General features: G+C 65.5%; 21 protein-coding genes and 1 pseudogene. 5 read left to right on the forward strand and 17 right to left on the reverse strand.

The annotated features are described in order from the left end of the window. Nucleotides 1-80: 80 nt before the first annotated feature. From ACFC25_RS01420 to ACFC25_RS01475, 12 genes are all read right to left on the reverse strand, one after another. On the reverse strand, nt 81-1547 hold the full coding sequence (locus ACFC25_RS01420) for an FAD-dependent oxidoreductase (protein WP_337346253.1): 1467 nt from the start codon (nt 1545-1547) through the stop codon (nt 81-83). Nucleotides 1548-1645: 98 nt separating this feature from the next. Then, nucleotides 1646-2908, reverse strand: coding sequence for a uroporphyrinogen-III C-methyltransferase (cobA, locus tag ACFC25_RS01425; RefSeq protein ID WP_376043453.1), 1263 nt, complete (start codon nt 2906-2908; stop codon nt 1646-1648). A gap of 166 nt (nt 2909-3074) precedes the next feature. Then, nucleotides 3075-3539 (reverse strand): cyclase, encoded by a 465-nt coding sequence (locus tag ACFC25_RS01430; protein ID WP_376043455.1) that lies wholly within the window; start codon nt 3537-3539, stop codon nt 3075-3077. Nucleotides 3540-3739: 200 nt separating this feature from the next. Beyond that, nucleotides 3740-4705, reverse strand: a complete 966-nt coding sequence (locus ACFC25_RS01435; RefSeq protein ID WP_376043458.1) for an ABC transporter permease — start codon at nt 4703-4705, stop codon at nt 3740-3742. Next, a complete protein-coding gene (locus ACFC25_RS01440; protein WP_376043461.1) occupies nt 4695-5420 on the reverse strand; it encodes an ABC transporter ATP-binding protein in 726 nt (241 codons plus the stop codon). Before ACFC25_RS01440 ends, ACFC25_RS01435 begins: the two co-directional genes overlap by 11 nt. A 54-nt stretch (nt 5421-5474) precedes the next feature. Next, the gene (locus ACFC25_RS01445) at nt 5475-6605 is read right to left on the reverse strand and encodes an ABC transporter substrate-binding protein (RefSeq protein WP_376043964.1); all 1131 of its coding nucleotides are present in this window, start codon (nt 6603-6605) and stop codon (nt 5475-5477) included. Between the two features lie 120 nt (nt 6606-6725). Further along, complete coding sequence (locus tag ACFC25_RS01450; protein ID WP_376043464.1) at nt 6726-7892, reverse strand: RtcB family protein; 1167 nt, start codon at nt 7890-7892, stop codon at nt 6726-6728. Nucleotides 7893-8001: 109 nt separating this feature from the next. Then, complete coding sequence (locus tag ACFC25_RS01455; protein ID WP_337346247.1) at nt 8002-9441, reverse strand: GTP-binding protein; 1440 nt, start codon at nt 9439-9441, stop codon at nt 8002-8004. Further along, nucleotides 9442-10389 carry a sulfate adenylyltransferase subunit CysD gene (gene cysD, locus ACFC25_RS01460; protein WP_337346246.1) on the reverse strand — a complete coding sequence of 316 codons (948 nt, stop codon included), beginning with the start codon at nt 10387-10389 and terminating at the stop codon, nt 9442-9444. Then, on the reverse strand, nt 10386-11108 hold the full coding sequence (locus tag ACFC25_RS01465; RefSeq protein WP_376043469.1) for a phosphoadenylyl-sulfate reductase: 723 nt from the start codon (nt 11106-11108) through the stop codon (nt 10386-10388). The genes cysD and ACFC25_RS01465 overlap by 4 nt, the downstream gene beginning before the upstream one ends. Continuing rightward, nucleotides 11105-12850 (reverse strand): nitrite/sulfite reductase, encoded by a 1746-nt coding sequence (locus tag ACFC25_RS01470; protein WP_376043472.1) that lies wholly within the window; start codon nt 12848-12850, stop codon nt 11105-11107. The genes ACFC25_RS01465 and ACFC25_RS01470 overlap by 4 nt, the downstream gene beginning before the upstream one ends. A gap of 144 nt (nt 12851-12994) precedes the next feature. Further along, nucleotides 12995-13750: a sirohydrochlorin chelatase gene (locus ACFC25_RS01475; RefSeq protein WP_376043474.1), complete on the reverse strand. Its 756-nt coding sequence runs from the start codon at nt 13748-13750 to the stop codon at nt 12995-12997. 61 nt (nt 13751-13811) lie between these two features. On the opposite strand from ACFC25_RS01475, the gene ACFC25_RS01480 reads away from it, so the two are divergent. Both ACFC25_RS01480 and ACFC25_RS01485 read left to right on the forward strand, forming a co-directional pair. Then, on the forward strand, nt 13812-14543 hold the full coding sequence (locus tag ACFC25_RS01480; RefSeq protein WP_376043476.1) for a trimeric intracellular cation channel family protein: 732 nt from the start codon (nt 13812-13814) through the stop codon (nt 14541-14543). A gap of 13 nt (nt 14544-14556) precedes the next feature. After that, entirely contained in the window at nt 14557-14982 is a 426-nt protein-coding gene (locus ACFC25_RS01485) for a hypothetical protein (RefSeq protein WP_337346241.1), read from the forward strand. A 147-nt stretch (nt 14983-15129) separates the two neighbouring features. Here the strand turns inward: ACFC25_RS01485 and ACFC25_RS01490 are convergent, their stop codons facing one another. The 5 genes and pseudogenes from ACFC25_RS01490 to ACFC25_RS01510 all read right to left on the reverse strand — a co-directional run bounded on the left by ACFC25_RS01490 (nt 15130) and on the right by ACFC25_RS01510 (nt 19552). After that, nucleotides 15130-15612, reverse strand: coding sequence for an endonuclease domain-containing protein (locus tag ACFC25_RS01490; protein ID WP_376043966.1), 483 nt, complete (start codon nt 15610-15612; stop codon nt 15130-15132). A 267-nt stretch (nt 15613-15879) separates the two neighbouring features. Further along, nucleotides 15880-15966: pseudogene (locus ACFC25_RS01495) on the reverse strand (hypothetical protein); the annotation flags it as partial. A 376-nt stretch (nt 15967-16342) separates the two neighbouring features. Continuing rightward, nucleotides 16343-17443: a polyprenyl synthetase family protein gene (locus tag ACFC25_RS01500; RefSeq protein WP_337346240.1), complete on the reverse strand. Its 1101-nt coding sequence runs from the start codon at nt 17441-17443 to the stop codon at nt 16343-16345. Then, entirely contained in the window at nt 17440-18771 is a 1332-nt protein-coding gene (locus ACFC25_RS01505; protein ID WP_376043480.1) for a geranylgeranyl reductase family protein, read from the reverse strand. Before ACFC25_RS01505 ends, ACFC25_RS01500 begins: the two co-directional genes overlap by 4 nt. A gap of 4 nt (nt 18772-18775) precedes the next feature. Continuing rightward, nucleotides 18776-19552 carry a demethylmenaquinone methyltransferase gene (locus tag ACFC25_RS01510; RefSeq protein WP_376043483.1) on the reverse strand — a complete coding sequence of 259 codons (777 nt, stop codon included), beginning with the start codon at nt 19550-19552 and terminating at the stop codon, nt 18776-18778. Nucleotides 19553-19676: 124 nt separating this feature from the next. Between ACFC25_RS01510 and ACFC25_RS01515 the strand changes: the two genes are divergently transcribed. The 3 genes from ACFC25_RS01515 (at nt 19677) to ACFC25_RS01525 (ending at nt 23053) form a co-directional block, all read left to right on the forward strand. After that, a complete protein-coding gene (locus tag ACFC25_RS01515) occupies nt 19677-21083 on the forward strand; it encodes an isochorismate synthase MenF (RefSeq protein ID WP_376043485.1) in 1407 nt (468 codons plus the stop codon). A 249-nt stretch (nt 21084-21332) separates the two neighbouring features. Continuing rightward, nucleotides 21333-22136: an ABC transporter substrate-binding protein gene (locus ACFC25_RS01520; protein WP_376043487.1), complete on the forward strand. Its 804-nt coding sequence runs from the start codon at nt 21333-21335 to the stop codon at nt 22134-22136. Nucleotides 22137-22261: 125 nt separating this feature from the next. Further along, nucleotides 22262-23053, forward strand: coding sequence for an amino acid ABC transporter permease (locus ACFC25_RS01525; protein WP_337351736.1), 792 nt, complete (start codon nt 22262-22264; stop codon nt 23051-23053). Nucleotides 23054-23056: the final 3 nt, after the last annotated feature.

The following is a 23056-nucleotide window of genomic DNA, read 5'->3' on the forward strand; positions in this document are numbered from 1 at the left end:
GGCAGCGGATGACTCCAAACTTGCGGTTTGGAGTCGGTAACTGCCGGTTCGCGCCGTGTGGAGCGGGAACCGGTCCGAAATCAGACGTTCGCGGCTACGCCGTCGCGGGAGATGGCCACCATGTCCTCGCGCGGCACCACCTTGATGCGCTCACGCTTGACCTCAACACCGTGGGATCCGCCAGCTTCCGTGGCTGCGGCACCCAGCGCAAGCTCGTGGGCGTCCAGCGCAAGCCAGCCTTCCCAGCTGGTGAACTTTACGCCGCGGGAGTCGAGGAGTTCAACGACGGCGTCCGCCTCGGGAACAGCGGCAACCGGAAGGTTTTCGCGGTCTTCCAGCAGGTATGTCACCGTCTCCAGTGCGTCGCCCTTGGTGTGGCCGATGAGGCCGACCGGACCGCGCTTGATCCAGCCAGTGGCGTAGATACCCGGCACATGGGTGCCTGCGGCATCCAGGACGCGTCCGCCGTCGTTCGGGACAACACCCTTCTTGTGGTCGAACTCGATCTCCGGCAGGGCCGAACCGAAGTAGCCGATGGCGCGGTACACGGCCTGGACCGGGTAGTCCACGAACTCGCCGGTGCCGCGGGCGTTACCCGTCCCATCCAGCTCCGTGCGCTCGAACTTCATGCCGGCCACCTTGCCCGGCGTCTCGGCGTCGTCGTAGATTTCCACCGGGCTGTGCAGGAAGTGCAGGTGCAGGCGGCGGGAGGCGGTGAGCTCGGAGAGGTCCTCGGGCTGCTCGGCGATCCAGTTGGTGAGCGTGCCCACCATGGTCTTGACCTGGTTGTTGCTCTGGATCAGGCGATCCGATTCCTCATCGAACTCGAAGTCCTCGGCGTACAGGATGATGTCCACGTCCTTGGAGTGGGACAGCTCGCGCAGCTCCAGCGGGGTGAACTTCACCTGGGCGGGGCCACGGCGGCCGAAGACGTGCACGTCCGTGACGGGCGAGTTCTTCAGGCCGGCGTAGACGTTGTCCGGGATTTCGGAGACCAACAGGTCATCGGCGTGCTTGGAAAGGACACGGGCCACGTCCAGTGCCACGTTGCCGTTGCCGATCACGGCGATTTCCTTCGCGTCCAGCGGCCATTCACGCGGGACGTCCGGGTGGCCGTCATACCAGGAGACGAAGTCCGCGCCGCCGTAGGAGCCGTCCAGCTCGATGCCGGGGATGTTCAGGTCCGCGTCCTTGATGGCGCCCGTAGCGAAGATGACGGCGTCGTAATGTGTGCGGAGGTCCTCGATGGAGAGGTCCGTGCCATAGTCCACGTTTCCGAAGAATCGGATATCCCCCCGGTCCAGGACCTTGTGCAGGGCGTTGACGATGCCCTTGATGCGTGGGTGGTCCGGGGCCACGCCGTAGCGGATGAGGCCGTAGGGTGCCGGGTAGCGGTCAAAGAGGTCGATGCTCACGGTAAGTTCGCCGCTCTTGACGGCTTCGCTCTTGGTGAGGATGTCCGCAGCGTAGACGCCTGCCGGGCCGGAGCCCACAACGGCAACGCGCAGCGGACGCTCGGCAGATCCTACGGTGGTGCTGGTTGACACGGCTGTGTTCCTTTTCTTCGTTCCGGCCCAACTAGGTAGCAGTAGATGTCGTTATGAGGGCTCAAAACAACATCTGCTGCTACCTAGTTGGGTGGGGGCTAGGTGGTGAGGACTCGGGGCTTGTTCGGACTGGTGGTGCTGTAGTCGGCTGTCTTGAAGTGCGACGGCGCGAAAGGGCTCACGCGCACCACGTCACCGATCACAATCACTGCGGGATTCGCGACGCCGGTGGCTTCCGCCTGGTCGGCGATGGAACCGAGCGTGCCGATGGTCACGCGCTGATTCGGCAGATAGCCGTTCTCAACGATGCCAACTGGAGTGTCCAGAGGCAAACCGGCGGCGGCCAGGGCGGCAGCGGAATCCCGGAGGGCGGCCACTCCCATCAGCAGGACTACAGTGTGGTCAGGACGGGCCGGGACTTCGGAAAGTTCCTCGTGGCCGGTGACCACGCTGAATCCCTTGGCCAGGCCGCGGTGCGTCACAGGAATACCTGCGGCGGCGGGAACGGAGATCGCGGACGTGACGCCGGAGACCACCTCAACCTCGACGCCGTGCTGCCGGCAGTATTCGGCTTCCTCACCGCCGCGGCCAAGTACATACGGGTCGCCGCCCTTGAGCCGAACCACTCGGTGGCCCTTGAGGGCTTCTTCGACAAGGATCCGGTTGATCCCGGCCTGCGGCACAGGATGATTCCCCGGGGTCTTGCCCACCTCGATGACGCGGACATCCGGAGCGAGTTCGTTAAGCAATTCGCGCGGGCCGAGGCGGTCTGCCACCACGACGTCGGCCTGGCCCAGGAGGCGGCGGCCGCGGACTGTGATGAGGCCGGTGTCGCCCGGCCCGCCGCCCACGAGTGCAACGGAACCTGCGTTTTTCGGAGCCCGACGGCGGCGCAGCGGGAGATCCCCCGTTTCCAGGGCGGTGGCAACGGCGTTGCGCAATGCCATGGCCCGGCGCGGGTCTCCCCCGGCGTTCACCGCAATCTGTACGTCGTCCACTACAGCGACGGCGGGGGTCCACGCGGCTGAGGCTTCGTGGTCGGAGGCGTTGACGCACCAGATGCGCTGTGCCTCGGCGTCGGCTGATACCTGGGTGTCCACGGCGGAATTGCCCGTGGCCGTCTGGACAAACCAGACGCCGTCGACGTCGGACGGAAGGTACGTGCGCGGCTCCCAGGTGACGAGGCCGGAGTCGGCCAGTACCACCAGGGCCTGGCAGGCAACGGGAGCCACGACGGTAACGCGAGCACCGGCGTCGAGCAGCCCCTTGGCGCGGCGCGCGGCAACGGGTCCGCCGCCCACCACCAGCACGGGGCGGCCGAGCAGCCGCAGTGCTGTGGGGTAAATATCCTGAATTGCCATGGATCAACGGTAGGGCGCCGTCACATTCGCCAACAACGGCGCGGAAACACCAGTTCACGTAAGGTAACGCTGCGTCACATAGGGCAGGGCCTCAAAAAGGCGCCGTTGTGGGGCACATAGGCGGCGATTCGGGCCCTAGGCAGGCTCAATCCGCGCCGTGTCCGTGTCAATGTGCCCCAGTTCGGCTACCGGTGCCTGCCAGGAACCGGCCGCGGTTGCTGATCAGCCGCATCAGGTACCGCCGGAGGATCAGGTTCTCCGCCAGCCGGCCCAGGAACCCGAACGGCGCCGTGAACTCCACACGGTCGGTCATGATGGTGCCCGTGGCCATGGACTGGAACTCATGGACGTGGCGGAAGGCCTTAAACGGGCCGCTGACCTGCTCGTCCGTGAAGCTGGTTGGAAACTCGAGGGCCGTGATCCTGCTGGTCATCGTCAATGGGATGCCGAAATGCCGGGCCCGCCAGGTCACCTCCTGACCCTCACCGATCAGCCCGGTCACCACGCCACCGACGGCACGTTCCCCGGCGCCCTTTTGCGAGTCAACATGCGCGTCAATGCTGCGGGCCAGGTCAAAAAGCCGCTCCCTGGGGAGGGAAGATTCAGTGCGGCACACGAAGCTCACAGTCATGGCGCCAGTCTGCCAGACCTTCGGCTTGTGCCCGGCGATGCAAATGCGTCACTTTTGGGACGGCCCGGCGTTGGGTCCCGCGGATTTCCGGGCCTCTGGGCATCCGGGCTGGCCAAAACTTACGCCATTGGGTGGCGGCAAACAGCAGGGCCCGACGGCGGTACTCGCCGTAGGGCCCTGCAGTCCAGTTTTCGGAGGGGTCAGCGGGTGCTGCCGGAGAGGAGGCCGCGGCTGCGGAGGAGTCTCTTCTCAATCGGTGCAAAGACGAGCAGTTCGATCAGGATGCCGACGCCGAGGATGAGCAGGATCGCGGACATCACCACGGTCATGTCGGACAGGATGCGGCCCTGGTCAAGCAACGAGCCGAGGCCGAAGCCGATAGTGCCGCCCACGGCGATGATTTCCGCCGCCATCAGGGAACGCCACGAGAACGCCCAGCCCTGCTTCAGTCCGCCGAGGTAGCCGGGAAGGGCCGCGGGCAGGATGATCTGCACGGCCATCTGGAGGCGGTTCGCGCCCAGGACCGTGCCCACACGGCGGTACTGCGGCGGGATCTGGTCCACGCCGGAGATCAGGCCGTTGATGATGGACGGGATGGCGCCCATGAACACCACGAAGTAGACAGTGGCGTCGGTCAGTCCGAACCAGATAATCGCGGCCGGAACCCAGGCCACTGAAGGCAGCACCTGAAGTCCGGAAATCAGCGGTCCGAAGGCCCGGCGCAGCGGAGCAACCTGGGCCAGCAGGAGTCCCACCGGGGTGGCGATGGCGACGCTGATCAGGAACCCGACCAGCCCGCGCTGCAGCGAGGTCCAGACCGCTTCCTGGAGTTTGCCTTCGCCCCAAAGGACGCCGACCTGGCCCAGGACATCGAGCGGGCCGGGCACGAGGTCGCGGCGTTTCACGCCAAGGGAAACATAGAACTGCCACATCAGGACCAGGACCACCAGGGCGGCTACCGGCAGCAGGATACGGCTCCAGTCGATGCGTGCCTTGCGGGCGGCGTCGGACTGCAGGGAGTCCAGGCCGGATTCCAGCTCGCGCAGGTCCTCGCGACCGGTGGAGGTCCGGGTCAGGGCTGCGTGGATGTGCCGGGACTCGGGCTGGGTCTCTGCAGGCTCCACCACAGCGTTACTCTCGGCCAGGGGTGTGGGGTTATTTGGCATGGCGGCGAATCTCCTCCCGGAGCCGGGCGGTAATGACCCCGGTCAGCTGTCCGGCCAGGCCGGCGTCGGTTCGGTGTTCCTCAGTGACGGCCCATTCCTCCACTACCCGGCCCGGGCGGGAGGACAGCAGCAGCACGCGCTGGCCCAGCCGCACGGCCTCGCGGACGTTGTGGGTCACAAAAACGATGGTCCGCCCGGTTTCCTTCCAGATGCGTTCCAGCTCGTCGTGGAGGAGGTCGCGCGTGATGGCATCAAGGGCCGCGAACGGCTCATCCATGAGCAGCAGCTGCCGGTCCTGGGCGAGCGAGCGAGCCAGCGAAACACGCTGGCGCATGCCGCCGGAGAGCTCATGCGGGCGCTTGTCCCCGGCTTCGCCGAGGTGCACCAGTTCCAGCAGCTCGTTGGCCTTGGCGCGGCGCTCGGCCTTACCCACTCCCCGCAGCTGCAGGGCCAGCTCGATGTTCTCCCGGGCCGTGAGCCACGGAAACAGGGCGGCGTCCTGGAACATAAAGGCTGCGCCGTCGCTGGGCACCTCCAAGGCGCCCGACGTCGGGAGCTCAAGTCCCGCCATGATGTTCAGCAGGGTGGATTTGCCGCAGCCGGAAGCACCGAGGAGGGCGACAAACTCGCCAGACGCGATGTTGGCGTTGACGTCGTCCAGCACCGGGGCGCCGTCGCCGAAGCGCTTGCCCAGGTTCTCCAGTACGACTGGCATGGTCCCGTCCTTACGTTGGTGGTGCGGTTGCTGGGGTGGTGTGCGGTTGCGTCGTCAGTCCTGGCCGAGGCCGGCTGCGGAGATCGACTTTCCGGTGACTTCGTTCAGTGCCCGGAGGTCGAACAGGCCGTTGATGTCCGCCTGCTTGGTGGTGCCGGCGTCCACCCCGTCCTTCAGGAGCTTGGGGTAGGTTCCGGCCAGCGGATCCACCGTGAAAATGATGTTCTTCAGGGACCGGTCGATGACGTCGGCAGGCAGGGCGGCGCCAGCGGATTCCTGCAGCGCGGCATTGATGACGGCCGCCTTTTCCGCGGACGGGGTGTCGTTGAGCCAGGCCACGGACTTGGCGTGCCCGCGGAGGAGGGCCTTGACCGTGTCCGGGTGCGCCGCCGCGAAGGCCTTGTTGACGATCAGAATGGTGGTGGGGAACTCCCCCGGTTTGCCGGACGCTGAACCGTCCCAGAGGTCCTTTTCGTCCACCAGCACCTTGGCTCCGGCCTGGAGCACCAGGCGCGAGGCCCACGGCTCAGGCAACCACGCGCCGTCGAGCTTTCCGTCCTGGAACAGCTTGAGCGTCTGGGCATTTTCAGTGGGGTTGATGGCCACATCGCCGCTGCCATCAACGTTCGTGTCGTACCCTTGCGAACCAAGCCAGGCGCGCAGCGCCACGTCCTGCGTTCCGCCCAGCTGCGGGGACGCGAGGGTCTTGCCCCTCAGGTCCGCGGCGGACTCGATTTCGGGCCGGACCACCAGCTGGGCACCGCCGGCGGCGGCACCGGCGATGACGCTGACGGATTCACCCTGGCTCTTGACGAAGGAATTGATGGCCGGGTTCGGGCCGATGTAGGCGGCGTCGATGGCTCCGGCGTTCAGGGCCTCAATGGCGGCGGGTCCGGCGTTGAAGGTTTCGGTGCTGAGATTCGTGGTGCCCAGTTCCTTGGCCAGGAAGCCCTGGTTGATGCCCACGAGTGCTGCGGCGTGCGTGATGTTGCCGAAGTAGCCGAGCTTCAGTTCTTCAGCGGGGGTGGGCGACGGCGTCGCGGCCTGGGCGTCAGTGTTACGCGAAATGCTGGACGCCACCACGGCGCCGACGGCGATCAGGAGGACCAGCCCAATGGCCAACGCAGCCTCAATGGCACGCTTGCGCCTGGGCACCGCGCTTTCACCGGCCACGATCCGGGTCATCCCGGGCTTGGAACTAGTCATTGTTTCACCATAGGGAGTGCCGATTGCCCGTTCAACGAAGCAGAAACGGGGGGTCACGCAGGTTCATCTGACGTCACATTCGCTGCCCAAGCTGCGCCTTCAGTTGCCCTTGACGTTGACCAGCTGGCGCAGCTTGTGCCGTACCTTCACCAGGTCCGCGGCGTCCCGCATCACCACATCGATGGGCTTGTAGGCGGCCGGGATCTCGTCGATGAAGGCCTCAGAGGCGCGGAACTCGATCCCGTGCATCGCCTCCTTCAGTTCGGCGAGGGTGAAGGTCTTGCGGGCGGCGTTCCGGGAGTACTCCCGGCCGGCACCGTGCGGTGAGGAATTCAGCGACACCGGGTTGCCCAGGCCTTCCACAACGTACGACGCCGTCCCCATGGAACCCGGAATAAGTCCCGGATCGCCGGGCTCTGCCCTGATAGCTCCCTTGCGTGAGACCCACACGGACTTGCCGTAGTGCGTCTCCAGCTGGGTGAAGTTGTGGTGGCAGTTGATGCGTTCGCGTTCCCTGACATGCCCGCCCACCCAATGGCTGAACTGCGTGATGACCCGGTCCATCATTTCCTCGCGGTTCAGCAGCGCGAAATGCTGGGCCCAGCGCAGCTCCTCGATATACCGCCTGAACTCGGACGTGCCCTCCTCCAGGTAGGCGAGGTCGGGGTCGGGCAGCCTGGTCCCCCGTTTCCGGGTCACCTGCTGGGCGACGCCGATGTGATGCTGGGCGATTTTGTTGCCGACGCCTCGTGAGCCGGAGTGCAGGAACAGCCAGACGGCGTCGGTCTCGTCTGCGGAGACCTCGATGAAGTGGTTCCCGGACCCCAGGGAGCCCAGCTGCAGTTCCCACTTCGCCAGGTACTGGGCCGGGTTGAAGCCCGCCGTGGCCGCCAGTTTCTTGAGCTCGGCGATCCGTGGCTCGGCGGTGGCCTGGACTGACCGGTTGTTGTGGCCGGCGGACAGCGGAATGGCCCGTTCGATGTCCTCGCGCAGCCGTTTCCGGTCCCGGGGCAGTTCCTTCACTGAGTACTGGGTCCGCACGGCGATCATGCCGCAGCCGATGTCCACTCCGACGGCGGCCGGAACGATGGCGTGGAGGGTGGGGATCACCGAACCCACGGTGGCGCCCTTGCCCAGGTGCGCGTCCGGCATCAGGGCAAGGTGCGGGTAGATGAAGGGCAGCGTGGAGGTGGCCAGCGCCTGCTCAAGGGTCTTGGCGTCCAGGATCGAGGCCCAGCTCATGAGCTTGCTGTTGATGGTCTCCACGCTTCGCCTCCCACCCTTAAGGATACGAAAACGACAAAACCGCGGCTTGTTCGCAAAACCGGCCCGTGAAGGTCAGGATCTGCGAACAAGCCGCGGTTTCGGGACAATCTCAGATGGAGTAGCGCTCGTCCTCGTGGTCGCCGGGGTGGTCCTTGACCAGGCCCGCGGCCAGCGTGTTGCCGTCCAGCGGATCGATCACCAGGAACGCGCCGGTACGGCGGTGGTGCAGGTAGTTCTCCAGTGGCAGCGGTGCGGAAAGCCGGAGCTGCGCGTGGCCGATGTCGTTCAGTTCCAGGCTGGACGCGGCTTCAAGCTTGAAGGAAGCCAGGTCCAGCTTGCCATTGACGTTGCGGACCAGCGCCTGGACGGTGCGGGTGCCGTGCTTCACCAGCACCTTGGCACCTTCCCGCAAAGGCTTGGGCGAAAGCCAGCACAGCGCGGCGTAGAGGTCTGCGGAGGACTCCCGGACAGTCCCGGCGGCGGCGATGGTGTCACCGCGGGCGACGTCGAATTCCTCGGCCAGGCGGATCGCCACGGACTGCGGCGCGAACGCCTCCTGCAGTGACTCCCCGGCGAAGTCGATGCCGGTCACCGTGGTGGTGCGGGGGGCCTGGCCGGGCGTCAGCACAGCAACCTTGTCCCCCACCTTCACGGAACCCTCGGTAATTTGGCCGGCGTACGCCCGGTAGTCGCGGTAGGCCTCAACATCCAGGCCGGCAGCCACGGCGTCCGGAGCCAGCGCACCCTGCGGTCGGATGACCAGCTGCACCGGGAAGCGGAAGCTCTCCAGCTGGGTGTCGATCTCGTCGGCGGCCGGCAGGGTTTCGAGGACCTCCAGCAGGGCCGGGCCGTCATACCAGGGCGTGCGCTCGGAACGGTCCACCACGTTGTCGCCCTCGAGGGCGGACACCGGGATCACCAGGAGGTCGTCGATGTGGTCCGCGGTCCCCAGCGCAGCCGCGCCGATGCCCAGTTCACGGGCCACCTGCTGCACATCGGCCTGGATCTCACGGAACACGGACTCGCTGAAGTCCACGAGGTCAATCTTGTTCACGGCCACGATCACGTGCGCCACCCGCAGCAGCTGCAGCACGGACAGGTGCCGGCGGGTCTGCTCCAGGACACCCTTGCGGGCGTCAATGAGTACGACGACGGCATCCGCAGTGGACGCGCCGGTCACCGTGTTCTTGGTGTACTGAACGTGGCCGGGGCAGTCGGCCAGGATGAAGCTGCGCTGGTCGGTGGCGAAGTAGCGGTAGGCCACGTCGATGGTGATGCCCTGCTCGCGCTCGGCACGCAGGCCATCGGTGAGGAGGGCCAGGTCGATCGCTTGGGTGCCGGTGGCACCCGCGCCGCCGAAGCCGCGGTCCGCGGACGTGCGTGCGACGGCGTCGAGCTGGTCAGCGAGGATCGCCTTGGAGTCGTGAAGGAGGCGGCCCACCAAAGTGGACTTGCCGTCGTCGACCGATCCTGCTGTGGCGAAGCGGAACAGCGTGGTGGGCAGGGCTGTTTCCAGCTCCGCGGCCAGGAGTGAAGTTTCGGTGCTCATTTAGAAGTAACCATCCTTCTTGCGGTCTTCCATGGCTGCCTCGGAGATGCGGTCATCTGCACGGGTGGCACCACGTTCGGTGATGGTGGAGGCGGCAACTTCGATCACAACGTCGCTCACGGTGGCTGCGGCCGATTCAACGGCACCGGTGCAGGACATGTCGCCTACGGTGCGGTAGCGGACCGTCTTGGTGATGACTTCTTCATGCGGCAGCGGCTGGGAAACCTCGCCGACGGCGCGCCACATGCCATCGCGGGCAAAGACTTCACGGCTGTGGGCGTAGTACAGGCCGGGCAGCTCGATGTTCTCGCGCTCGATGTAGCGCCAAATGTCCAGCTCGGTCCAGTTGCTGATGGGGAACGCGCGGACGTGCTGGCCCACGGTGTGGCGGCCGTTGTAGAGGTTCCACAGTTCGGGGCGCTGGTTGCGCGGGTCCCACTGGCCGAACTCGTCGCGGAGGCTCAGGATGCGCTCCTTGGCGCGGGCTTTGTCCTCGTCACGGCGGCCGCCACCGAAGACGGCGTCGAACTTGTTCTTCGAGATGGCGTCCAGCAGCGGGACGGTCTGCAGCGGGTTGCGGGTGCCGTCGGCGCGCTCGGCCAGCTCGCCGCGGTCGATGAACTCCTGCACGGAGCCGACGACGAGCTTGAGCCCCAGCCGTTCGACAGTGCGGTCTCGGAAATCGATGACTTCGGGGAAGTTGTGGCCGGTGTCCACGTGCAGCACGGGGAACGGAACCTTGCCCGGCCAGAACGCTTTGGTGGCGAGGTGCAGCATCACCACGGAGTCCTTGCCGCCGGAGAACAGCAGCGCGGGCTTCTCGAACTCGGCCACAACTTCGCGGATGATGTGGATGGCTTCGGACTCAAGGGCGTCCAGGCTGGAGAGGCGCGTGGATACGGCGGCTTCAGTCACCTGGGTAGTCTCCTCAGTTAGGAAAGTGCTCATACGTGTAGTCCGCATTCTGTCTTGTCGGTCCCTGCCCAGCGGCCGGCGCGGGGGTCGTCGCCCGGCGCCACCTTCCGGGTGCAGGGCTGGCAGCCAATGGAGGGGTAACCCTGGGAAAGCAGCGGGTTCACGGGCAGGAGGTTGTCGTCGGAGTACTGGACCAGCTGGTCGAAGGTCCACGCTGCCACCGGGTTGACCTTGACCAGGCCGTTGACTGCGTCCCACGTGACCAGCGGTGTGTTGGTCCGGGTGGGGGCTTCGTCGCGGCGCACGCCGGTGAACCAGAGTTCGTAGCCGGCAAGGGTGCGGCGAAGCGGGGCCACTTTGCGGAGGGCGCAGCACTGGGCGGCGTCGCGGGCAAAGAGATCCTTGCCGAGGAGCCGGTCCTGCTGTTCCACGGTGTTTTCCGGCAACACGTCCACAACGTTGACGCGGAGGTTCGCTGCCACTTCATTGCGCGTGGCGTAGGTTTCCGGAAAGTGGTACCCGGTCTCCAGGAACAGGACGTCGACGCCGGGCATCTGGTCCGCGACCAGCGCCGGAAGGACGGCGTCAGCCATGGAGCACGCGACAGCCACTGAGGAGAGGTCAAAGTTGCGTTCCACCCACGCGATCACGTCGCGGGCCGGGGCGTCCCAGCCGAGCTCGGCGGCCCCGGACTCAGCGAGGGCTTTCAGCTCGTCGTGGCTGCGAAGTGTGGCAGGTCGGGTGTCGGTCACTGGAGGGCCTCCTCATCTGCTGCGTGCGCCCATTCGGCGAAGGTCTGGCCTTCAGCGCGCTGGGCAACAAACGTGCGGACGACGCGTTCCACGTAGTCCGGCAGGTCTTCAACGTAGACCTTGAGGCCGCGGACGGTGCGTCCCAGGCCAGCCTCTTCGCGGCTGGTGGAAGCCAGCCCGCCGCCGAGGTGGACCTGGAAACCCGGGGTGGGGTCGCCGTCGGGCGTTGGAAGCATCATGCCCTTGAGGCCGATGTCCGCGGTCTGGATCCGGGCGCAGGAGTTGGGGCAGCCGTTGATGTGCAGGGACAGCGCGTGGGGCAGTTCGCCGGAAGCGGCGAGGTCTGCCAGGCGGCGTTCCAACTCGGCAACCGCGGTGGCCGCGGTGACCTTGGTTTCGACGATGGCCAGCTTGCAGTATTCGATGCCGGTGCAGGCGATGGTGCCGCGGCGGAACACGGACGGGCGGGCGGACAGGCCCAGGGCGTCCAGCTCGGCAACCAGCGGCTCAACGTGGTCCTTGGCGACATCCAGCACCACAAGCTTCTGGTGCGGGGTGGTGCGCAGCCGGTAGGAGCCGCGGGCCTCAAGCGTATCCGCGAGCTTTACCAGCTGACCGCCGGAGAGGCGGCCGGCCAGCGGGGTGGCGCCGATGAAGAACTTGCCGTCCTTCTGCTCGTGCACGCCGATGTGGTCGCCCGGTGAGGTGGGCTTGGGGGCGGCGGGGCCATCGGCCAGCTTGTAACCGAGGTATTCGTCCTCGAGGATCTGGCGGAACTTCTCCGGACCCCAGTCGGCCATCAGGAACTTCAGGCGTGCCTTGGTGCGCATGCGGCGGTAACCGTAGTCGCGGAAGATGCTGGTGACGCCGAGCCATACTTCGGCGGCTTCCTCCGGGCGGACGAACGCGCCGAGGCGCTTGCCGAGCATCGGGTTGGTGGACAGTGCGCCGCCGGCCCAGAGGTCGTAACCGACGCCAAGCTCGGGGTGCTCAACGCCCACCAGGGCGAAGTCATTGATCTCGTGGACCACGTCCTGGCTGGGGTGGCCGGTGATCGCGGTCTTGTACTTGCGGGGCAGGTTGGACAGCAGCGGGTTGCCGATGAACCGCTCGCCCAGTTCCGCGATGAGCGGGGTGGGGTCGATGATTTCGTCCTTGGCGATGCCGGCCACCGGGGAGCCCAGGATGACACGGGGCACGTCGCCGCAGGCTTCGGTGGTGGACAGGCCAACACCTTCCAGGCGGGTCCAGATCTCGGGGATGTCCTCCACGCGGATCCAGTGCAGCTGGATGTTCTGGCGGTCGGTGAGGTCGGCGGAATCCCTCGCGAAGTCAACGGAAATCTGGCCTATGACGCGCAACTGCTCGGTGGTGAGCGCACCGCCGTCGATGCGGACGCGGAGCATGAAGTACTTGTCCTCGAGCTCGTGCGGTTCGAGCGTTGCGGTCTTGCCGCCGTCGATCCCGGGCTTGCGCTGGGTGTACAGGCCCCACCAGCGGAAGCGGCCGTGCAGGTCCTGGCCGGGGATGGAATCGAAGCCCTCTTTGGAGTAGATGGACTCGATACGCTCGCGAACGTTGAGGCCGTCATCTTCCTGTTTCCAGGTTTCGTTGGCGTTCAGCGGGGTTTTGCCGTCCACTTTCCACTGCCCGTGCGGCTTTGCGGCGGGGCGGGAAGGGCGAGCGGGGCGCTTGGCGGCAGCGGGGTCCGCGGACGCTCCGGCTAGAGCTGTATCAGTCATGCATCGACTGTAGGTCCCACCCGAATAGCGTCACAAAGGGCCCGGAAACGCTAAGTCACCTAGGGAAATATTTCGTCATGAACCGCCGGAGGGCCTTGAAGATGCCTTCGCGCTGTGCATCGCCGGAACCCATTCCGGGGCTGCCTATTTCGCGGCTTCGGCGTCTTCGCGGCCCTTGGCGACGGCGGCGTCGTACCGTTCCAGCGCGATCTCGGCGAGCACGGGCGAGGGCAGCAGCGGCTCAGTGACGAGGTCAGCCCCTGCTTTGGCGAGCTGGTCGTGGAAGTAGCCCGGCGCCAGGAGGTAGGAGGCGATGACCACGCGTCCGCCCAGGTCAACCGCTCCGGCGGACTCCCCTGCCCCGGCACCGCCTTCAGCTTCCTCGCGAAGCATGGCGACGGCGTCGGGCACTGAAGGCTTGGCCGAGGCACCATAGGCGGGCACGATCCGGTTGCTGCGGAGCTCACCAAGGTGGCTGGCGAGTTCCTCCACACTGACGGCGGCGTTGGGATTGGATGATCCTGCGGCGGCCAGGACGATGCTGTCCCGGTCGGTGACGCCGGCTTCGCGGAGGCGCTGGTCCAGGAGGGCTGCGAGCCTGGGATCCGGGCCCAGCGGCGCCGCGGCCAGGCTGCCCGGACGGCTCCTTACGGCCCGGGCGATGTCCACCTTGACGTGGTACCCCACGCTCAGGAGCAGGGGCACCACGACGGCGGACTTCCCCTCCGGCAGTCCCGCCACCACGTCCACGAGGTCCGGCTGCTGCACATCCACATAGGCCTCGCGCACATCGAGTCCCGGGCGCAGGGCGGCGATGGCGTCGCGGAGGGCGTTGACCTCGGCGGCTCCCTGCACGCTGGATGTCCCGTGGGCACAGGCGATCATGATGGGGCTGTTCATACCCGCTAGCGTAACGTTGGAGCCGCCCTGTCCGCCCTCTTGAAATCCGCCGGGACGCTCCATGACATTTCCTTTTGACATCGCCCTGGTCTGGCTGGACTTGGCTGGCGTCTTCTTCTTCGCGGTCTCCGGATCCCTGCTGGCGGCGCGGAAGCAGTTCGACATCATTGGCTCCTTGCTCCTGGCCTCGCTGGTGTCCCTGGGCGGCGGCGTGATCCGCGACATCATCCTTTCTGCCGGACCTCCGGCGGCCTTCACCAACCCTGCCTACCTTGCACCTCCGGTCCTTGCCACAGTGCTGGTCTACTTCCTGTTTCCCAGCTTCCAGCGGTACACCTCGCTGCTGACCCTGTTCGACGCCGGCGGGCTGGCCCTGTTCTGCATCACCGGCACGCTGAAGGCCCTGACGATGGGGATGAACCCCATTGCCGCGGTGCTGCTGGGAGTGACGACGGCGGTGGGCGGGGGCCTGCTGCGGGACATTACAGCCAATGAGGTGCCGCAGCTGTTCGACCCCCGGGACCTCTATGCACTGCCGGCCTTCAGCGGGGCGGCCCTGACCACGCTCCTCTGGGTGACCGGCTCCTTTAACGCGGCGACCGCGTGCGCCGTGGCGGCTGTGGTGTTCGCCTTCCGCGTCATCGCCTGGCGTCGGGCCTGGTACGTTCCGCTGGCGGTGCATGGCTGGCACCGGCGGGGCGTGGAGGGTTCCCCTGGTCCCGGTGGCGGTGCCGGTGGCGGTGCCGGTGGGACTGCTGGGACTGGCGGCGGCTCAGGAGCACCCCGGAATTAGCTACGATATGACAATGACTGACATGTTCCTCGAGAAGTTCCGCGCGCTTGTTCCGAAGTATCTCGAAGACGAATGGCAGGAAGAAGACGGGCTGCCCGCCGACGAGCTTGATGCGGCCCTCGAAGAACACCAATTCCAGGTTCCCTTGGTCCTGCGCGAGTTCTACCTTGCGTTGGGTGGCTGCGAGGACCTGATGGAGGCCTACCACTACTTCTGGGACCCCGAAGAACTCGAAGTCGATGACGAGGGCTTCCTGATGTTCCTTGAGGACGAGGAAGAGCAGTTCACCTGGGGCTTCCGCGTGGGCGACCTCGGCGTCCCGGACCCCATCGTCTACCGACGCAACAACGCCCGCGGCCAGTGGAAAAGCGAAGAAGGCACCTTCTCGGAGTTCGTCTTTGACATGTTCGAGTGGGCGTTCAACGACGAGGAAGACTAGGTCCTCAGGGTGCGCCCGCCCAAAATGCGTAACTTTTAGCGCCCCGGCAGCTTCACTTCCTTGATTTTGCGGGGCTCAGGCTGTCGGCGTCCGGTATAAGTTACGCAAGTTGGTTCACAGTTGACGTCTGAACGCCAAGGACAGTAATCACTTGGAGTCGAATTTGCCGTTGCGCCTCAGTTCAAGGACTGCGAGGACCTCTGCAACCATCTCGTCTGGCGAATAGACCACATCGGCGTAGTAATAGCGGAGCACCAGATAGCCACCAAGAACGCTCCTGTTGTTTCGTCGCTGATCGCGTTTGACAGCCTGGGGCTCGAAGTGGGTTGACCCGTCAGTCTCAACCACCAAACACTCTTCAATAAGGAAGTCGACCTCACCAACGCCGGGGATAAAGACATGCCTCCGCAAACGAAGGCCGGCTCTCCGGAAATGCGCGTTGGCCAAGACCTCCAGCACTGAGTCCGCACGCGGAATAACCAGGTCCAGCACGGCCCGTGCCCTGCCATTGCGACGCCCCTGCAACCTGGCATAAAGGAATTCCAGCTCAATATCGCGCCTGCCCACGGCCGACTGCACCATCACCAGTGATTCCAGTTCGGGGAGGCAGCGGAGGCTGTGCAGCAACACATCCGCCAGCCCTGCGACAGGCAGCCACCGATGCCGGGGGGGTTTGGGCCTGCCGTGCTCCACAATTCTGGACGTGGCAACTGGCTGGCTGCGGCAGAGGTGCAGAACGCAAGTTTCCGTCAGCACCCATAAGTTGTATACCGGTGCCGCAGACACGCACGTCAGCAGGCCTCCGTGAGTGAGAGCATCGCGGAGACTGCTGCCTGCCGGAAGGCTATATACTCCGCGGCTCGCCCGCACCACCTGGCCTCCGGCTACCGCTCGGTCGAGCGCGGCCCTGCCAAATCCAGCCTTCGTCAATTGCCCGGTTCGCGCAGCGCCTCCCTGCCTCATCAGGAAGTCAATAATGTCCATCAGCCCAGAGTGTCGCTGTGGGCGTGCGGGCGGGAGGTGGCGTCACCCCTATGTGGACAACACGCCAGCACAAGTGACGCAATCCGGTCAGAAACGCCGGAAAAGCCTGTGACACGCTCAGTAACAAGAGACTTGCATCTTGTGACAAGGCTGTCATAGACTGTTCACGGATCCGCTAAACGCCTCCGGCGGGTCTGATGCGAACGGAGAAATGGCCCCGGTTCGACGCAACGAATGACTCGTATCGTTGCTGAGAATCGGGGCTATTCCGTTTAAGAAGCACCCCCATCGACTGCTCCATAACTGCCGTTTTGAGGTGTCGAAACGGCGGTTACGGAGCAATCGATGAAAAGAGGACCCGGGCCCCCCCAAAGGACTAGCTGGCGCGGTCCACCACAGCCAGGGCGAAATTAGACAGCGACGTCTTAACAACGCCCTCCGGCAAGGGAGCCAACGCTGCAATGGCTTCATCCGCCCAGCGGCGTGCAACAACCCAGGACTCGGCAGTCACGGGATGCTCGCGCAGCCCGGCAACCGCAGCCGCCAAAGCCTCATCCGACGTCAGGTCGCCGTCAATCAGCTTCAAAAGTTCGACGGCGGCGTGGTCGCCATCCTCGGCAGCCTTGCGCAGGAGCAGGACAGGGAGTGTGGGGACACCTTCGCGGAGGTCGGTCCCGGGGGACTTGCCGGACTTGACCTTGATGCCGGTGACGTCGATGACGTCGTCGGCAAGCTGGAAGGCTACGCCCACCTTCTCGCCGTATTCCACCAGGACAGACTCGTACGTGGGGTCAGCGCCGGCGAAGATGGCACCAAGCTGGCCGGAAGCAGCCACCAATGACCCTGTCTTGTCCGCGATGACCGAGAGGTAGTGCTCCACCGGGTCCTCGTCCGGGCGAGGACCAACGGTTTCATGCAGCTGGCCCAGGCACAGCCGCTCGAAGGTGCGGGCCTGGATGCCCAGGGCTCGGGAGCCCAGCTCGGACACCAGGATGGACGCACGGGCAAAGATGAGGTCGCCGGTGAGGACGGCCACGGAGTTTCCCCAGACCTCGTGGGCAGTGGGGGCGCCACGGCGGAACGGGGCCGAGTCCATCACATCGTCGTGGTACAGCGTGGCCAGGTGGGTCAACTCCACCACTACGGCCGCCTGCACCACGGCAGGCAGGGATGCGTCGCCGAGGTGGGCGCAGAGCAGCGTCAGCAGCGGCCTGATGCGCTTGCCGCCGGCTTCCACCAGGTGACGCGACGTTGCGTCCGCCAGGGGGTCCGAGTTGGCAATGGCTTCGCGCAGCTTCTTTTCCACCCGCGCCAGGTTGTTGGTGATGGCGGGGCCCAGTTCGGCGTCCTCCGCGATCGCCGCAAAGCCCGCGGGCAGCTGAAGTCCCGTGGCAATGGCGGTGGTATTGAGGCTGGGTTCGGAGTCCGGCAGGCCGTGCCCGGCATGCGTCCAGCTGTGGTCTGCGGAGTTGGTCACGGGTTAACCCTAACTTTTTGTTGCGGATACCGCTGATTCGAGGCCGACGGTGTATTGGACGTGGCCGGAACCAGCGACTCCAGGACGCGGATGGCCCGGTCCTCGAAGCCCTTGGCGGACGGATCGGTGAGGTTGGCCAGCAGCCGCACCACAAAGCGCATCAGGACTGGAATAGGCATCCCGGTCCGGAGCGCAAGCTTCATGACGGCGGGCTTGCCGATCAGCGCGGCAAATGCGCGGCCAAGCGTGAAGTGCGATCCCCACTGGTCCCGCACATAGTCCGCGTACCGTGAAAGATGAGTATCGGCGTCGTACGTTCCGCCCGCCGCCAAAGAGCGTGCGGAGGCGTCGACAATGAACTCGGCCGCGAACCGCGCGGACTCCATCGCGTAGGAGATGCCCTCGCCGTTGAACGGGGAGACCATGCCGCCGGCGTCGCCCAGGAGCAGGAGGCCGGGCGAGTAGTGCGGCGTCCGGTTGAAGCCCATGGGGAGGGCCGCGCCGCGGATTTCGCCCACTTGGTTTTCCGGGGTGAAGCCCCAGTCGGCGGGCATGCCGGCGGTCCATTCACGCAGGACCTGCTTATAGTCCAGCTTGCCGAATTCCTTGGAGGAGTTGAGGATACCCAGGCCGACGTTGGAGGTGCCGTCGCCGACGCCGAAGACCCAGCCGTAGCCGGGGAGCAGACTTCCGTCCCGCCCGGGGAGTTCCAGCCAGCCTTCCATCCAGTCGTCGTCGTGGCGGGGGCTCTGGAAGTAGGTGCGGACGGCGACACCGAGTGGCCGGTCGTCGCGCTTCTGGAGGCCTGCTGACACGGCAGTGCGCGTGGAATTTCCGTCGGCGGCGAGTACGACGTCGGCGCTGAAGTCGAGCGCCTGTCCCGTCTTGCGTCCGGACTGGTCCAGGAGCGCTGCGCGGACGCCGGTCACGCGGCCGTCCTCCGAGCGCAGGACCTCGGTGACGCTGTGCCGTTCCAGGACCTCGGCGCCGGCCGCCCGGGCGTGACGCGCCAGTTCCTCATCGAAACCAAGGCGCGTGCGGATCAGGCCATACTGCGGAAAGTCGGAAACCTCGGGCCAAGGCAGCTCAATGGTGCGCCCGCCGGCGATCAGGCGAAGGCCCTTGTTGCGGCGCCACCCATCGGATTCGGGATGCGGCAGGCCGAGTTTCTGGATTTCGCGGACTGCCCGCGGTGTTAGGCCGTCGCCGCAGACCTTCTCCCGAGGGAAGCTGGTCTTTTCCAGGACGGTCACGCTGATGCCGGACTTGGCAAGGTAATACGCGGCGGTAGAGCCAGCCGGCCCCGCGCCGACGATCAGTACTTTCACGCGGTCAGCGGACGATGTTGCGGCGGAGCTTGGCCACGGGGCCCTTATTCGCTGCGATGGCGGCGGCAGCTCCGTCAGGGCCGGTTTCAGCCGGCTTGGTGGCACGGTGGACCGCCACGATTCCGCCGGTGAGGTTCCGGTACGTGACCTTTTCCCACCCGGATTCCTGCAGCCACGCGGCCAGGTGGTCCTGGTCCGGCCAGGCGCGGATGGACTCGGCGAGGTAAACGTAGGCGTCCGGATTGGAGGCAACCTTCATGGCGATAGCCGGCAGGGCACGCATGAGGTATTCGGTATACATGGTGCGCCAGAGCGGAACCACCGGCTGGGAGAACTCGGCGATGACCAGCTTGCCGCCCGGCTTGGTAACCCGAAGCATCTCGGCCAGGGCCTTCTTCGGCTCATTGACGTTCCGCAGCCCGAACGAGATGGTGCTGGCGTCAAAGGAGTTATCCGCGAAGGGCAGGTTGGTGGCGTCACCGGCAACAAAATTGATGTCGGGGCGGCGGCGCTTGCCAACTTTGAGCATTCCGAGGGAGAAATCGCACGCGACTACGTCTATGCCTGCATCGGCATATGGCTCGCTTGAGGTACCGGTTCCTGCGGCAAGATCCAGGACTCTCTGGCCCTTCGTGACTTCCATGGCTTCCACCACAACCTTGCGCCAGCGGCGGGTCTGCCCCATGGAGAGGACATCGTTGACGACATCGTATTTAGGTGCGACGTCGTCAAACATCGTGGCTACTTCGTCCGGACGCTTATCCAAGGATGCTCGGTTCACCCAGTCATTGTCTCAAATGTTCTGCAGGCCCCCTAACCACGGCCGGTTTCCGGGGCTGAGTGCGCAATTGCGATACTTAGAAGTACTTAGGGGCCCAAGTACTTTCAAGTACTGTGGACCCATCATGACGAGAACGTTCCGCACTCTGACAGTCCCCCTGGATGAAAAAGCATCTCCCGGGGGGCTGCCTCAGTTTCTGGTCCGGGACGACGTCCTCTGCTGGACCCGCCGCGAAGCCGGACTGGTGGGCTTCGGCGAAATCGCCCGGTTTACCGCCACTGGTCCCGAGCGCTTCCTTGAGGCAGACATTTGGTGGCGCCACCTGGTCCTGGAAGCGGAGATCGCAGACTCCGTGGAACTGCCTGGCACGGGCCCGGTGGCTTTCGGCTCGTTCGCGTTCTCCAAAAAGTCCGCCCACGAGTCCCGGCTGATCGTGCCGGAAATCGTGGTGGGCGTCCGGGACGGCCGCTTCTGGGTCACCCAGTTAACGTTCGACGACGTCGCCCTCACCGAGGCGGGCGCCCTCGCTGCCCTGGAGCGCTGGCTCAGTAGCGGCAACCCTGGCGCCCCCCTCACCTTTACGGGCAGCCCGACGCCGGCAACTCCAGCGGCCGGGGACGGCACCTCCCCTGCCGTTCCCGCCAAGGCGGGTCACGCCGTCGTCCGCCCTTTGCCGTTGGCTGCCGGTGCGACGCTGCACACGGGGTCGCTGAGTGAAGAGGACTGGATGGCCGCCGTCGCCGCGGGCGTGGAGGAGATCCGGACCGGGGCGCTGGAGAAGCTCGTGCTGGCGCGTGACATCGTGGCCACCGTCCCCACGGGCGTGAACGCCGCCAAGGTGCTGCGGGAGCTGTCGGCCCGGTACCGCGAGTGCTGGACGTACGGCGTGGACGGGCTGGTGGGCGCCACCCCGGAGATGCTAATCCAGGTGGAGGGCCGGACCGCCCAAGCCCGCGTGCTGGCCGGAACGCTGGACCGCCGCGACGCGCACGGCGAGGCCGGCATCCCCATGGACTACGCCGAACGCGTGCTGGCCGGATCCGAGAAACAGAGGCACGAACACGAGATCGCCATCCAGTCGCTGACCTCACAGCTGGCGCCGTTCTCGGAGGCAATGAACGCGCACGACGAGCCGTTCATCCTCGAACTGCCCAATGTGTGGCACCTGGCGTCGGACGTGAAGGCCGAGCTGACCGAGGTAGAAGGGCACGTGCCCACCTGCCTGGCACTGATCAACGCGCTACACCCGACGGCCGCCGTTTGCGGTACGCCAACACTGGTGGCCGGTGCACTGATCCGCAAGCTCGAACACCTGGACCGAGGCCCGTATGCCGGGCCCGTGGGGTGGCTGGATGCGGCCGGCAACGGCGAGTGGGGCATCGCGCTGCGTGGGGCTGTCATTGAGTCGCCGACCACCGTGCGCCTGTATGCCGGCTGCGGCATAGTGGACGGTTCCCAGCCCGAAGCTGAGCTGGCAGAGACCTGGGCCAAGTTCCGCCCGATGCTGGAGTCGCTGGGCATCAGGAGCTAGGTTCCCTCCCCGCTCCCCAACTAAGTAGCAGCAGATGTCGTTTTGACGCCTCAGAACGACATCTGCTGCTACTTAGTTGGGCGGGGTGTCCGGAATCCGAGACACCTTCCCCTCGTCTAGGCTTGAAATTAGCGGTAACTTAGTTATCCAATAGTGAAACTAAGTTTCCTGTGATGCAAATCTCTTTTTCGGCGCTACACTATGAACCGATTTAGTACGGCATTCCCCCTGCAACAAAAGGTAAGAAATATGCAGCTCAAGTCCCTGGCCACGGCCAAAATGACCGCCAAGGCAGCAGCAATCTTCGCCGCCGGCGCCCTCACCCTCACGGCCTGCGGCGGCGGAGGCTCCACCCCGGCAGCCTCCGATGGCAGCATCCAGCTCGTCAACGCCGGTAAGCTCACCGTCTGCTCGGACGTCCCCTACGAGCCCTTCGAATTCCAGAAGGATGGCAAAATCGTCGGGTTTGACATGGACATCGCCGCTGAGGTGGCCAAGGACCTCAACGCCGAATTGAACGTAGTGGACAGCTCCTTCGAAGCTATCGAGACCGGCACGGCTCTTACACAGTGCGACGTCTCCATCTCCTCCATCTCCATCACGGACACCCGCAAGGCCGTCATGGACTTCTCCACCCCATACCTCGACGACGACCTGGCCCTGGTGGCAAGCGAGGACTCCGGCATCAAGAGCCTGGACGACGCCAAGGGTAAGAAGGTGGGCGTGCAGCAGGCCACCACTGGCGCCGACTACGCCACCGAGAAGGGCCTCGACGCACAGCAGTTCGAGGACACCGGCCTCCTGGTCCAGGCCCTGAAGGCCGGAACCATCGACGCCGCGCTGGGCAACCAGTCCGTCCTGGGCTACGCCATCAAGGACGACCCCTCCTTCAAGGCAGTGGAGAAGTTCGCCACGGGTGAGCAGCTGGGCATCTCCATCAAGAAGGGCAACACTGCCATGGCCGAAAAGGTCAACGCGACGCTCAAGCGCCTGACCGACGACGGCACCCTCGAGAAGTTCGAGACCACCTGGTTCGGCGAAGTCGCCAAGTAGCCAGCGCTTCGGCCCCATTCAACTGAGGCCAACGCCGCCCTGAGAACCACGCCGCCGGGGCCCCGGACACGCTGAACCGCAGTACGTCCGGGGCCTCAGCCACGCACTACGAATGTGAGCACCCCATGGCAATGACCGCACGTCAACGGGCCAGAGTGAGCCTGTATGTCCAGATTGGCATCTTCATTGTGGCCATGGCCGCACTGGTCCTCGCCACGGACTGGAAGACCATCGGCAACAGCGTCTTCAACTTCGGCAAAATCGGCCCGATGTTCCCGGACATCTTCCTGGTGGGCCTGAAAAACACCCTCATCTACACCTTCCTTGGCTTCGTCGTCGGCCTGTCCGGCGGCCTGCTGCTGGCCCTGATGAAGCTCTCCAGCTTCCCGCTGTACCGCTGGATCGCCACGGGCTACATCGAATTCTTCCGCGGCATCCCGGCCCTGCTGGTGTTCATCGCCTTCGGCTACGGCGTGCCCCTGGCCTTCGGCGTTTCCTGGAATGTGACTATCGTGGTCATGGTTTCGCTGGGTATGGTCGCCTCGGCATATATCGCCGAAACCCTGCGCGCCGGCCTGCAGGCTGTGCCCAAGGGTCAGCTGGAGGCTGCACGCTCGCTGGGCATGCCCCAGTGGCGGGCCATGGTTTCCATCGTCATCCCGCAGGCATTCAAGATCGTCCTGCCGCCGCTGACCAACGAGGTCATCCTGCTGACCAAGGATTCGTCGCTGATCTACGTCCTGGGCCTCACGGCATCGCAGTACGAGCTGACTAAGTTCGGCCGCGACGGCATCTCCAGCCTGGGTGCCGGCCTCACGCCGCTACTGGTCGCAGGTGCCTTCTACCTGGTCATCACCATCCCGCTGAGCCTCCTGGCCCGGAAGTTCGAAAGCCGCTCCGCGCGGACCAAGCGATAGGCA

The sequence above is a fragment of the Pseudarthrobacter sp. NPDC055928 genome (assembly GCF_042270935.1).
GTDB lineage: Bacteria > Actinomycetota > Actinomycetes > Actinomycetales > Micrococcaceae > Arthrobacter.